The organism is Streptomyces sp. NPDC055632 (assembly GCF_053618675.1).
In genome coordinates this window covers 384,377-396,644 of the sequence record NZ_JBSHHY010000001.1, presented here as the reverse complement: position 1 = coordinate 396,644, position 12,268 = coordinate 384,377, and the positions used below count along the sequence as shown (strand labels likewise).

Annotated in this window: 10 protein-coding genes; 5 read left to right on the top strand and 5 right to left on the bottom strand. The window is 75.4% G+C overall.

Annotation, left to right across the window (positions count from 1 at the left end; genetic code table 11):
- Positions 1-44: 44 nt before the first annotated feature.
- Positions 45-335, top strand: coding sequence for a hypothetical protein (locus ACWGSR_RS01750; protein WP_053640858.1), 291 nt, complete (start codon positions 45-47; stop codon positions 333-335).
- A 199-nt stretch (positions 336-534) separates the two neighbouring features.
- Entirely contained in the window at positions 535-2,130 is a 1,596-nt protein-coding gene (locus ACWGSR_RS01745; protein WP_453562956.1) for a sigma-70 family RNA polymerase sigma factor, read from the top strand.
- Between the two features lie 40 nt (positions 2,131-2,170).
- On the opposite strand, the gene ACWGSR_RS01740 is transcribed toward ACWGSR_RS01745, so the two are convergent.
- The 4 genes from ACWGSR_RS01740 to ACWGSR_RS01725 form a co-directional block, all read right to left on the bottom strand.
- Entirely contained in the window at positions 2,171-2,758 is a 588-nt protein-coding gene (locus ACWGSR_RS01740) for a CAP domain-containing protein (protein WP_453562955.1), read from the bottom strand.
- A gap of 240 nt (positions 2,759-2,998) precedes the next feature.
- A complete protein-coding gene (locus ACWGSR_RS01735) occupies positions 2,999-3,871 on the bottom strand; it encodes a universal stress protein (RefSeq protein ID WP_453562953.1) in 873 nt (290 codons plus the stop codon).
- Positions 3,872-4,018: 147 nt separating this feature from the next.
- Entirely contained in the window at positions 4,019-5,458 is a 1,440-nt protein-coding gene (locus ACWGSR_RS01730; protein WP_453562951.1) for an acyl-CoA dehydrogenase, read from the bottom strand.
- A gap of 179 nt (positions 5,459-5,637) precedes the next feature.
- The gene (locus tag ACWGSR_RS01725; RefSeq protein WP_376238473.1) at positions 5,638-6,093 is read right to left on the bottom strand and encodes an RrF2 family transcriptional regulator; all 456 of its coding nucleotides are present in this window, start codon (positions 6,091-6,093) and stop codon (positions 5,638-5,640) included.
- Positions 6,094-6,579: 486 nt separating this feature from the next.
- Here ACWGSR_RS01725 and ACWGSR_RS01720 point away from each other — a divergent pair, with 486 nt between their 5' ends.
- The 3 genes from ACWGSR_RS01720 to ACWGSR_RS01710 all read left to right on the top strand — a co-directional run bounded on the left by ACWGSR_RS01720 (position 6,580) and on the right by ACWGSR_RS01710 (position 10,354).
- Positions 6,580-7,440, top strand: coding sequence for a glutathione S-transferase C-terminal domain-containing protein (locus ACWGSR_RS01720; RefSeq protein ID WP_453562949.1), 861 nt, complete (start codon positions 6,580-6,582; stop codon positions 7,438-7,440).
- 75 nt (positions 7,441-7,515) lie between these two features.
- Entirely contained in the window at positions 7,516-7,827 is a 312-nt protein-coding gene (locus tag ACWGSR_RS01715; protein ID WP_376238467.1) for a DUF5133 domain-containing protein, read from the top strand.
- A gap of 139 nt (positions 7,828-7,966) precedes the next feature.
- Entirely contained in the window at positions 7,967-10,354 is a 2,388-nt protein-coding gene (locus ACWGSR_RS01710; RefSeq protein ID WP_376238464.1) for an ATP-binding cassette domain-containing protein, read from the top strand.
- A 76-nt stretch (positions 10,355-10,430) separates the two neighbouring features.
- On the opposite strand, the gene ACWGSR_RS01705 is transcribed toward ACWGSR_RS01710, so the two are convergent.
- Complete coding sequence (locus tag ACWGSR_RS01705) at positions 10,431-11,936, bottom strand: D-alanyl-D-alanine carboxypeptidase family protein (RefSeq protein ID WP_453562948.1); 1,506 nt, start codon at positions 11,934-11,936, stop codon at positions 10,431-10,433.
- Positions 11,937-12,268: the final 332 nt, after the last annotated feature.

The following is a 12,268-nucleotide window of genomic DNA, read 5'->3' as shown; positions in this document are numbered from 1 at the left end:
TCCCGTCGGTGGCGCATGTGGCATCCGGGTGTGAACCTGGATGGATGAGTTGGGCATCTTGGACGACCACCGGTGTCTACACCGGACGAGGCGGGGTGCTGACCGACGAGGCCGGGACCGTCACGGGCGATCTGACCGTGCACACCACCTGGACCGAGCGCGAAGCACGTGTGGCCGTGCAGTACAGCGGCGCGTCCGACTGGTTCACCATGTCGGGCAGTCCCGTCCCCTGCGCAACGGAGGAGGAGAGCCGGGATCTCCACGACGCCGTCGTGGAGGCCGTCCGGGAGGGAAACGGGGCCACGGTCCCGAGACTGCCCGGGCCCCTGGTGTAGGACCGGCGCCCGGGCACCGAACCCCCGAGCACCACCGGCACCCGAGCACCGTCCGCACCCGGACGAACACCACCCGTATCCGAGCACCACGAGCACCCGAGTACGACACGCATCCGTCACCACGAGAAGTGTTATCCCTCCCGCGCCCACGGGTCTCCGAAAGACGGGGAACACGGACCCGGGACGAGGGAGCAGACCCATGCACAGCGACGAGCGCCGCACCACCGCCCTGGTGGAGGCGGCCAGGGCCGGTGACGTCCGCGCCAGGGACGAGCTGGTCCGCGCCTACCTGCCGCTCGTCCACAACGTCGTCGGCCGCGCCCTCGACGGCCACGCCGACACGGACGACATCGTCCAGGAGACGATGGTCCGCGCCCTCGACGGCCTGCCCGGCCTCCGCGACCCCGCCAGGTTCCGGTCCTGGATCGTCGCCATAGCGATGAACGGGATACGCCGCCGCTGGCACGAGCGCCGGCAGGCCCCCGTCCCGGGCCTCGACCACGCCGTGGACCTCGCCGACCCGGCCGGCGACTTCACCGAGCTCACCGTCCTCCGCCTCGGCCTCTCCGGGCAGCGCCGCGACGTCGCCCGCGCCACCCGCTGGCTCGACGGCGACGACCGCGAACTCCTCTCCCTGTGGTGGCTGGAGGCCGCCGGCGAGCTGACCCGCGCCGAACTCGCCGAGGGCCTCGGCGTCCCCCCGCAGCACGCCGCCGTGCGGGTCCAGCGCATGAAGGAGCGCCTGGAGACCGGCCGGGCGGTGGTCCGCGCCCTGGACGCCCTGCCGCCGTGCCCGGAGCTGACGGAGATCCTCGGCCCCTGGGACGGCCGGCCGTCCCCGCTCTGGCGCAAGCGGATCGCCCGCCACCTGCGCGCCTGCGACGCCTGTACGGCCCGGGTGACGGGCCGCCGGGGCCTCGCCCCCGTCGAGGGCCTGCTGGTCGGGATCGGGCTCGTGCCCCCGCTCGGCCTCGCCGCGACGACGGCGGACGGGTGGCCGGACGCGGAACTCGCGGGGCACGGGGAGCCCGCCGGTTCCGGACACGGCCCGGACGGGGAGGCCGCCGTGCCCGGGACCGCCCCGGACGGAGGGTCCGCCGCGCCCGCGGACGGTTCCGCCGTACGGCCCGGTGGCGGCGGAGAGCCCGCCGGCCGGTGGGCCCCCGGGCGCGGGACGGTCGTCGCCGGGGTCGCCGCCGTCGCCGTGCTCGGCGCCGTCGCCCTCCTCGTACCCTCCGAGCCGGAGGCGCGCGTACGGCCCGAGCGGCCCCTCGCCGCGCCCCCGGCGACACCCGCCCCGACCACCACGACCCCGACCCCGGCCCCGACGACCACCACCCCCGCCCCCGTACCGACGACCACCACCCCGACACCCCGCCGCACCACCCCGCCCCCGCCGCCCACCTCCGGGGAGCGGGTGACCGGTCTCGTCAACCGGCTGCGGGCGGAGGCGGGTTGCGCCCCGCTGCGCACCGATCCCCGGCTCGTCGCGGCGGCCCGCGCCTACGCCCGCGACATGGTCGCGCGGGGCTACTACGGGCACAGCAGCCCGGAGGGCGACCTCGCGGACGCGCGGATCAGCGCCGAGGGCTACTCCTGGAGCGCCTGGGCCGAGAACCTGGCCAGGGGCGCGACCGGCCCGGAGGAGGTCGTCGAGGACTGGCGCGACGGCTCGATGCACGAGGAGAACATGCTCGACTGCCGCTACCGGGACACCGGCGTGGCGTCGGTGCCCGGCCCCCGGGGCACGATCTGGGTGCAGAAGCTGGCCGCCCCCGCCCCCGGACGGGAATGACGGCCGTCCGGATGGCCGACCGTCCGGCCGGACGGCCTGATCAGCGCCTGGCACCGAAGTTCTGCACCCACCAGGGGCCGTCGGAGCCCAGGTTCACGCCGACGCCGATGTCCTTGAAGGCGCAGTTGAGGATGTTCGCCCGGTGGCCGGGGCTCCCCATCCAGTCCGCCACGGCCAGGGCCGGACTCTTCGGCCCGCGGTGGATGTTCTCCCCCCAGGTCGACCACGCGTAGCCGGCGCTCGTCATCCGGTCGCCCCCGTCCCGGCCCTCCGGACCGGAGTGCGCGTAGTAGTCGCGGGCGGCCATGTCGTCGGCGTGTCCCTGGGCCGCCGCCCGCAGCCGCCTCTCGGAGCGGAGCGACCGGCAACCGGCCTCCGCGCGCTCGGCGTTGACGAGGGCGACGACGTCCCTGGCGTACCGCTCGGCCCTCCCGACACCCGCCGCCCCGCTCCCGGCGATCAGGACGGGACGCTGCTCCCGCACCTGCGTGCGGAGCTGTCCCGGCCGGAACTCCGGTTCGGGCTCGGCCCGTACGGACGCGGGGGAGGCGGTGACCGCCGTCGAGGCCGGGTACGTCCCCGCCGCCACCGTGAGCGCGACGGCCGCCGCCCCCGCGACGCCGACCACCGTGCGGAGACCCGGGCGCCGCCGCGCCCCGCCTCTCCCGCGGGGCCGGCCGCCCGCCCGCGCGGGCCGGTCGGAGGGTCGGGGACGGACGTGGTACCGCATGGTGCTCCGCTCTCTCGCCGGGGTCGCCGGACGGCCGGCCCCGGGGCGGAGCCGCCGGGGCGACGTGACAACCCTTTCCGGCCCCGGCCGTCCCGACACTCCTCGTCAACCCGGCGCGTCAGCTCGTCCCGAAGCCTTTCAGCCCTGCGGAACGACCGCCACCGGGCAGGGCGCCAGATGGAGTGCCGCGTGCGCCACGGAGCCGATCCGCGGCCCGACGGCCCCCCGCTTGGCCCGTCGCCCGACCACGAGGAGCTGCGCGGCCCCCGACTGGGAGAGCAGCACCTGTCCCGCGCTGCCCAGTTCGACGTGCTCCTCGACCCGGACCTCCGGGTACCTCTCCCGCCAGGGGTCGAGGGCCTCGCGCAGCGCCTTCTCCTCGTACGGGACGAGCCCGCCGGCCTCGTCGGCGAGCCGCATCGAGGCCGGGCTGTACGCGTAGAGGGCCGGCAGGCTCCACGCCCGCACGGCCCGCACGGACGCCCCGCGCGCGGCGGCGGTCGCGAAGGCGAAGCCGAGTGCGGCGGCGCTGTCCTCCGGGCCGCCGAGCTGGCCGACGAGCACGGACCCGGCGGGCGGCTCGGCCCCTTCGCCGTCGCGCGACCGGACGGCCACCACGGGACGGGTGGCGGCGGCGATGATCTGCTGCCCGTACGAGCCGAGCAGGAACCCGGCGACGGGGCCGTGGCCGCGCGAGCCGATGACGAGCATCTCGGCCCGCTCCTCGGTGTCGAGCAGCGCGGCGACCGGGGTGTCGGGCAGCACCTCGGCCGAGAGCTCCAGGCCCGGGTGGCGGCGGGCGATCTCCGCCTCGGCCTCGCGCAGGACCGCGTGCGCGGCCCGCCCCTGGGCCTCGGGGTCCTGGACCAGGGGGAGATCGAGGGGCTCCCAGCGCCAGGCGTGCGCGAGCCGTAGCGGGAGGCCCCGGTGCAGGGCCTCGCGGGCGGCCCAGTCCGCCGCGGCGAGACTCTCCGGGGAACCGTCCACTCCTGCGACGATCTCACGACTCATCGGGCTGCCTCCGTCTGGTGCGGTGCCGGGTCCGCCCGGCCGGCGGACCCTCTCCCCCCAGCTTGGGCCCAACGGCCGCCCGACGGCAGGGCCGTACGTCCCGACATGCGGTTTTCCGCCGTGACGGGTGCTCAGGACCGGTCCGGATCAGGCCAGCAGGGTGAGCCGCGCGTGGGTGCCGTTGAGGTAGTGGTCCCCGATGTCCCGGAGCCGGTGGTCAGCCCGCGTCGGGGCGGTGAGCGCGCGGGCGTTGCGCCAGAAGCGGTCGAACCCCGGTCCGCCGCCCCGCGAGTCGGCGCCCGCCGTGCCGTCGACGAGTTCGAGGATCCGGGTGGTGATGTGGACGGCCGCCCGGCCCGTGACGGTCTCGGCCGCCGCGACCAGGACGGAGATGTCGGCGCGCTCCTCCAGGGTCAGCGACCACTCGGTGTGCAGGCCGCGGGCGAGGGCGTCCGTGGCCCGCTCCACCACCGCGGCGGCGGCGTGCGCGGCGGTCGCCAGCTCCCCGTAGGCGAGGAGGAGGTACGGGTCGTCCCCGGACCCGACCGGGGCGGTGCCGTCCGCCGCCACCGGGCCGCCCGCGCCGCCGGCCGGGGCCGGGCCGGCCTGGTCGGCGCGGCTGATGTCCCGGGCCTCGGCCAGCGCCCCCTCGGCGACGCCGAGTCCGACCTGGGTGAGGAGCAGCCGCAGGGCGAGCGGGGCGAGGGTGGTGAACGGGGCGACGGCGTGCTCGTCGTGGGGGAGGACGCCGAGGACGTGCTCGGGCGGTACGGGGACGTGGTCGAAGGTGACGGTGCCCGCGCCGGCCAGGCGCTGCCCGACCCGGTCCGTGCCCGCGTCGGTGAACACCCCCGGATGCGCCGGGTCCACCAGGACGACCAGGAGGTCGCCGGTGCCGCCGGGGCGGGCCCCGACGACGAGCCGGTCGGCCACCGTGACGCCGGACGCGAAGGCGCGGCGCCCGTCGAGGATCCAGCCGCCGCCGCTGCCCCCGGCGGGGGTGAGCGTGAGACCGGGGTCGGTCGCGGTGCGCGGCGGTTCGACGCCTCCGGCGAGCAGCCAGCGCTCCTCGGCCGTACACACGTCGAGGGCGAGCGGGCGGCGACGGGCGGCGTCCGGCCGCTGGGCGGCGTCCGTCTCCGTCGCGGGGCCGGGGTTCTCCGCCGCGGGGTCCCGGTCCTCCGTCGCGGACGCGGTGCGGGGGGCGTGGGCCTCGTGCGCCGGGCCGAAGAAGCGGCTGCTCCAGGACAGCGCGTAGTGGTGGGCGAGGAGTTCGCCCACGGAGCTGTCGGCGGCAGAGATCTCCCGTACGACCGCGCACGCGGCCCGCAGGTCGGCGCCCCGCCGGGACGGGCCCGGTGCCGTGAGGAGGGCGGGCAGGCCCGCCTCCTGGAGCCGGGCGACCTCGTCGAAGGGCGCCTTGCCGGCCCGGTCCCTCGCCAGCGCGTCCACGGCGAGGTCGTCGGCGAGCTCCCGGGTGACGCGGGGCCAGATCTCGTCGTCGGCGGGCCGGTCGACGGCCCGGCCGGCCGGTGCGGAGGCGGTGCGTACAGCTGGTCTCTTCGGCGATTTCCTCGGCGTACTCACGTCACCTCACATGATCCCTAGTATCCCCACTGGAATAGTAGGGATAGTGGCAGAGGTGGCCGCCGCTCCCCAAGGGGCGTCCGCAGGCTGGACAAGGTCGTCTTGATCGGTGAGATACGGCCAAGTGGGCGCAGGTCGTGCCGGGTTGACCCGGCTGGACGGGGCGGGGCAGGGGCGGGTCAGGGGTTGGTCCAGGCCTCCGGGTCGTCGGCGAGCGCGACGATCCCGGGCGGCAGCTCCGCCGCCGCCACCTCCGCGAGCGAGACCCCGAGCACCTCGCGGACCCCCGCCCGGAGCGCGATCCACAGCGTCAGGAGCGACTCGGCCGGGCCCGTGTACGACAGCTCCGGCGGCCGCTCCCCGCGCACGGAGACCAGCGGGCCGTCCACGCAGCGGATGACCTCCGCGACCGAGATCGTCTCGGCGGGCCTGGCCAGCCAGTACCCGCCGTTGCCGCCGCGCTGGCTCTGCACCAGACCGCCCTTGCGCATGTCCCCGAGGATGCCCTCCAGGAACTTGTGCGAGATGCCCTGGTCCTCCGCGATGGCCTCGGCCTTCAGCGGGCCCGCGTCCCGGGCGGCGGCGAGCTGGAGGGCGGCACGCACCGCGTAGTCGGCCCTGGCTGAAATGCGCATGCGCGCATTATTCCGTACGGTCGGGACGGATCCGCCCGCCCGCCGGACGCGCCGTTCCGCCGGCCGCGCCGCTCGTCGTGGGACGCGCGTACCGCGCCGTGAGACGGGTCGTACCGCACCCTTGACGCGGCCCGTGACCGGCCGGACACTCATGGACGGGAAAACCGAGCGAACGGGTAGGAAACCATGGGACGCACCGGCCGGAGGGACACCGCATCCGCCGCGCCCCTCCCGCGCTCCCTGCCCCTGACGTCCCGCCGCCACATCGATCTGCTGCGGGTCTGCAGCGCCGCGTAGTCGCCGCCGCCTCCCGGACGGGTCCGCGCCGCCTCCGCCGCCGGGCCCCCTCCGTCGCGGTCCGCCCGTCTCCTCCTGCACGTATCTCCGCCGTCCCGGGCCCCGTTCGGCCGCCGTCGTCGTCGCGCCGTCGACCGCTGCCGCCGTGCGCCGCCCCGACCCGGCACCGAGCACCCTCAAGGGAGAAGCATGTCCGTCGTCCCGTCCTCGCTGCTGCCCGCCTCCGCCGTGCCCGCCTTCCGCGGCCGCATCGGCCGCGACGTGCGCAGCGGCCACTACGCCGTGCCGCACCGCTACCGCCTCCACGTCGCACCGTCCAGTCCCGACTGTCTGAGCATCGCCCTCGCCCACGGCCTGCTCGGACTCGACGACACCCTCCCGCTCACGGTCCTGCCCGACACCCCCGACGCGCCCGACGGCGGGTACGCGGCCCTCCGCCCGCTGTACGAGGCCAGCGCCCACCTCTACGACGGCCCCGCCGCCGCGCCCGTCCTCAGCGACGGCTGGACCGGCCGGATCGTCACCACCCACGTCCCCGACATCCTCCGGGACCTCGCCCTGCGCTTCCGCGGCGACGGCCCCGACCTGCTGCCCGAGGAGCACCGCGCCGAGATCGACGCCGTGGCCGAGCTGTGCGGGCGGAGCGTCAACCGGGCCGCCCAGCGGGCCGGCGAACTCGGACTCGACGACGAGGCCGCCCACCACGAGCCCCTCGGCGTCCTCTTCGCCGCGCTCGGCTCCCTGGAGCAACGCCTCGCCCGCCACCCGTACGTCCTCGGCGACGGGCCGACCCTCGCCGACGTCCACGTCTGGGTCGCCCTCGTGCAGCTCGACACCGTCCACCGCTGGCACCTGGACGCCGCCGCCATGGACCGGGTCGCCGCCCACCCGGCCCTCTGGGCGTACGCCCAACGCCTCGCCGCGCTCCCCGAGTTCGCCCGCCACCTCGACATCGACGCCGTCCTGCGCCGCCACCGCTCCCACTGCCGGGGCCGCGAGGCGGCGGGGGCGGGGATCCGCATCGTCGACTGGTCGGCCGCCCCGCGCTGACGGCCCGGGAACGGGTCCGGGGAGCACACTCCCCGGACCCCGGCACCCCCGCGCCCTCCTCCTCCGTCACGCACCGTGTCCGCGCGGGTCGCGGGCGTGGCCGACGGCCGCCAGTATGGAGCGACGCAGGAACAGGAGGACGCCATGCTGCTGCCCGACAGGAACACGGTCGACCGGTTGCTCCGGCACTACCGCGCCCAGGAGCGGACCGTGCTCGCCCGGCCGTGCGACCTGTCGGCCCGCCGGCGCTTCGAGGACACCGCGTACACCCTCTGCGTCCTGATGGGGGAGCGCAGCGCCCGCGCGGCGGTCCGCGCCGCCGAACGGTACGTGACCGGGAACCGCGCCCCGGCCCGGCCGACCCTGGAGGGCCTGCCCGGGGCCTGATCTCCCCGGAAGAGATCAGGAATCGAGAAGCGTCGTCACCGTGCCCCCATTAGCGTGACAGCCATGGGCATCGCGGCCCGGTCCGAGGACCGGACGCGATGGACCACCCTTTCGGCCCCGCGCGACAGCTGGAGACACGATGAGCAAGGCCACCAGGTCGGACGAGCAGACGTCCGTGCCGCACGCCGCCGACCGGCACGACCTGATCCGTGTGCACGGCGCGCGCGAGAACAACCTCAAGGACGTCAGCATCGAGATCCCCAAGCGCCGCCTCACGGTCTTCACCGGCGTCTCGGGCTCGGGCAAGAGCTCCCTCGTCTTCGACACGGTCGCCGCCGAGTCGCAGCGGCTGATCAACGAGACCTACAGCTCCTTCGTCCAGGGCTTCATGCCGACCCTCGCCCGGCCCGAGGTCGACGTCCTCGAAGGCCTCACCACCGCGATCATCGTCGACCAGCAGCGCCTCGGCGCCGACCCGCGCTCCACCGTCGGCACCGCCACCGACGCCAACGCGATGCTCCGCATCCTCTTCAGCCGGCTCGGCAAGCCCCACATCGGCCCGCCGAGCGCGTACTCCTTCAACGTCCCCTCCGTACGGGCGAGCGGCGCGATCACCGTCGAGAAGGGCGCCAAGAAGGCCGTCAAGGCGACCTTCGAGCGCACCGGCGGCATGTGTACGCGCTGCGAGGGCCGGGGCACGGTCTCCGACATCGACCTCACCCAGCTCTACGACGACTCCAAGTCCCTCGACGAGGGCGCGCTCACCATCCCCGGCTACACCACCGGCGGCTGGAACTACCGCCTCTACACCGAGTCCGGCCTCGTCGACCCGGCCAAGCCGATCCGCTCGTACACGAAGAGGGAACGGGACGCCTTCCTCCACCACGAGCCGACCCGGATGAAGATCGCGGGCATCAACATGACCTACGAAGGTCTGATCCCCCGCATCCAGAAGTCCTTCCTGGCCAAGGACAAGGAAGGCATGCAGCCCCACATCCGGGCGTTCGTGGAGCGGGCCGTCACCTTCACCACCTGCCCCGAGTGCGACGGCACCCGGCTCGCCGAGGGCGCCCGCGCCTCGAAGATCGGGAAGGTCGGCATCGCCGACGCCTGCGCGATGCAGATCAGCGACCTGGCCGCCTGGGTCCGCGGCCTCGACGAGCCCTCGGTGGCCCCGCTGCTCACCGCGCTCCAGCTCACCCTCGACTCGTTCGTGGAGATCGGCCTCGGCTACCTCTCCCTCGACCGCCCCGCGGGCACCCTCTCGGGCGGCGAGGCGCAGCGCGTCAAGATGATCCGCCACCTCGGCTCCTCGCTCACCGACGTCACCTACGTCTTCGACGAGCCCACCGTCGGCCTGCACCCCCACGACATCCGGCGGATGAACGACCTCCTGCTCCAGCTCCGCGACAAGGGCAACACGGTCCTCGTCGTCGAGCACAAGCCGGAGGCGATCGCGATCGCCGACCACGTCGTGGACCTCGGCCCCGGCGCCGGTACGGCCGGCGGCACCGTCTGCTTCGAAGGCACCGTCGAGGGCCTGCGGGCCTCCGGCACCGTCACCGGCCGCCACCTCGACGACCGCGCCTCCCTCAAGGACGCGGTGCGCGAGCCCGCCGGAGCCCTGGAGATCCGCGGCGCGTCCGCGCACAACCTGCGCGACGTCGACGTCGACGTCCCCCTCGGGGTCCTCACCGTCGTCACCGGCGTCGCGGGCTCCGGCAAGAGCTCCCTCGTCCACGGCTCGCTCCCCGCCGGAGAGGACGTGATCTCCGTCGACCAGAGCCCGATCCGCGGCTCCCGGCGCAGCAACCCCGCCACGTACACCGGCCTGCTCGACCCGATCCGCAAGGCCTTCGCCAAGGCCAACGGCGTCAAGCCGGCCCTCTTCAGCGCCAACTCCGAGGGCGCCTGCCCCACCTGCAACGGCGCCGGCGTCATCTACACCGACCTCGGCATGATGGCCGGCACCTCCTCCACCTGCGAGGACTGCGAGGGCAAGCGGTTCCAGGCCTCCGTGCTCGAATACCTCCTCGGCGGCCGGGACATCAGCGAGGTGCTCGCGATGTCCGTGACCGAGGCCGAGGAGTTCTTCGGCTCCGGCGAGGCCGCCACCCCGGCCGCGCAGCGGATCCTGGCCCGGCTCACCGACGTCGGCCTCGGCTACCTGACCCTCGGCCAGCCGCTCACCACGCTCTCCGGCGGCGAGCGGCAGCGGCTGAAGCTGGCCACCCACATGGGCGAGAAGGGCGGGATCTACGTCCTCGACGAGCCGACCACCGGCCTCCACCTCGCCGACGTCGAGCAGCTCCTCGGCCTGCTCGACCGGCTCGTGGACTCCGGCAAGTCCGTCATCGTCGTGGAGCACCACCAGGCGGTCATGGCGCACGCCGACTGGATCATCGACCTCGGTCCCGGCGCCGGTCACGACGGCGGCCTGATCGTCTTCGAGGGCACGCCCGCCGACCTGGTCGCCGCCCGCTCCACCCTCACGGCGGAGCACCTCGCGGAGTACGTCGGCGCCTGACCGGGGGCGGGGGCGCGCGGCGCCGACCGGGCCGGGGCGTAAGGCCCGGTGTCCCGGCGGCGCCGCGTGCCCGCCCTCACCCCTGCGCGGAGCCGCCGGCGCCCGCCCGGCGCCGCCACAGCCACAGGGCGAGCGCCGCCGCGCAGGCCGTGCCGATCAGGCCCAGCGGGAGACCGGCCGACGCGTCCGAGGCCGCCGAGGCCTTGTCGGGGGCGTCCCCGGCCCGGCCGTCCTTCGCCGGTGCGCCCTGCGCGGGGTCGCCCTCCGCCGAAGCGCCCCGTGCCGGGGCCTCCTTCGCGGAGGAGCCCGACGCCGGAGCGCTCCGCGCCGGGGTCCCCTCCGCGGGGGTGTCCTCCGTCCCCGCGTCCTTCGTCCCCGTCTCCTCCGGCCGCGCGTCCTTCGTCCCGGAGGCCTCGGCGGGCACGGCTCCCGCCTCCGCCCCCGCCCGGGGCGCCGTCCTCGGCCCGGCACCGTCCCGTCCGTCACGGGCCGCCGCCACGGCCCGGGCGTCCGCCTCGGCCTTCGGGCGCTCCGGCAGCAGCGAACCCACCGGCTGGACGCTCCCCGCCGCCTCGAAGCCCCAGTCGAGCAGCGACCGCGCCTCCTCGTACACGGCGAACCCGCCGCCCTCCTGCGGGTTCATCACCGACACGACGAGCGTCCGGTTGCCCCGCTTGGCCGCGGAGACCAGCGTGTTGCCCGCGTTGCTCGTGTAGCCGTTCTTGATGCCGATGAGCCCGGGGTAGCGGTCCACCCCGTTCTCCCCGGTCAGGAGCCGGTTGGTGTTGGCGATCCCGTACGACCACGAGCCCGCCGGGAAGTCCGCGTACCGCGTCGAGCAGTAGCGGGTGAACGCGGGGTCCTGGAGCCCGGCCCGCCCGAAGACCGCCAGGTCGTACGCGGAGGACACCTGCCCCGGGGCGTCGTAGCCGTCCGGGGAGACCACGTGGGTGTCGTTCGCGCCCAGGGAGCGGGCCTTCTCCTGCATCTTGCGGGCCATCGAGTCCCAGCCGCCGTTCATCGCGGCGAGCACGTGCACCGCGTCGTTCCCGGAGCTGAGGAAGACGCCGTTCCACAGGTCCGAGACCTTGTAGGTGTACCCCTCCTTGATCCCGACCAGGCTGCTGCCCGCCCCGATGCCGGTCAGCTCGGAATCGGCCACGGTGTGCTGATCGGAGGGGTCGTGGTGGGGGAGCGCGGTGAGGGCGAACAGCGTCTTGAGCGTGCTGGCCGGCGGCAGCTTCCGGTGCGCGTCCCGCGCGGCGAGCACCTCGCCCGTGGACGCGTCCGCGACCACCCACGACAGCGCGGAGGCCGAGGGCGGCCGGGGCGCGCCCGCCAGCGGCTGCACCTGCACGCCCCGCTGGTCGAGCCGGGCCGGGTCGACGTACCGGCGCACCGGCGGGGTCGGCTCCCCGACGGCGGAGGCCCGGAAGACGGAAGGCGCGGACGAGGCGGAGGAGGTGGGCGAGACGGACGAGACCGTGGGGGCGGGGGAGGCGACGGCCGCCGGAACGGGCAGCACGAACAGCAGGGCCGCGGAACCGGCGGCAGCGTGACGGACAGCTGACGTGACGATCATTCGGCCACCGTAGGGAGGCGGTGACGAACCCGCAGATCGAAGTGAGCCGACCGGGGGAGCGGGTGTGGCGTACGGCGGCGAGTCGTGAGCCGACCGGGTGGTCCGGGACCGCCGCCGGGCGCGCGGAGACCACGGATGACACCCCCTCACACCCGCACCGGAGCACCGCCGTTCCGTACGGGACCCCCCGAGCCCCGGTCCGCCGCCCCACCCTGCCCACCGCTCCGCCGGACGCCCTGCCGCGCCGGACAACTCCCCGCGGAATCGGCACGGTTGGCCGTAGGATCTGACCGCTCGCGTGCCGCACCGGCCCGTCTCCGCAGACAGGAGCC

Bases quoted from the DNA above. Each gene is read 5' to 3' on its own strand.
- ACWGSR_RS01750 (WP_053640858.1), top strand. From the start codon at position 45: ATGAGTTGGGCATCTTGGACGACCACCGGTGTCTACACCGGACGAGGC.
- ACWGSR_RS01745 (WP_453562956.1), top strand. From the start codon at position 535: ATGCACAGCGACGAGCGCCGCACCACCGCCCTGGTGGAGGCGGCCAGG.
- ACWGSR_RS01735 (WP_453562953.1), bottom strand. From the start codon at position 3,871: ATGAGTCGTGAGATCGTCGCAGGAGTGGACGGTTCCCCGGAGAGTCTC.
- ACWGSR_RS01725 (WP_376238473.1), bottom strand. From the start codon at position 6,093: ATGCGCATTTCAGCCAGGGCCGACTACGCGGTGCGTGCCGCCCTCCAG.
- ACWGSR_RS01720 (WP_453562949.1), top strand. From the start codon at position 6,580: ATGTCCGTCGTCCCGTCCTCGCTGCTGCCCGCCTCCGCCGTGCCCGCC.
- ACWGSR_RS01710 (WP_376238464.1), top strand. From the start codon at position 7,967: ATGAGCAAGGCCACCAGGTCGGACGAGCAGACGTCCGTGCCGCACGCC.
- ACWGSR_RS01705 (WP_453562948.1), bottom strand. From the start codon at position 11,936: ATGATCGTCACGTCAGCTGTCCGTCACGCTGCCGCCGGTTCCGCGGCC.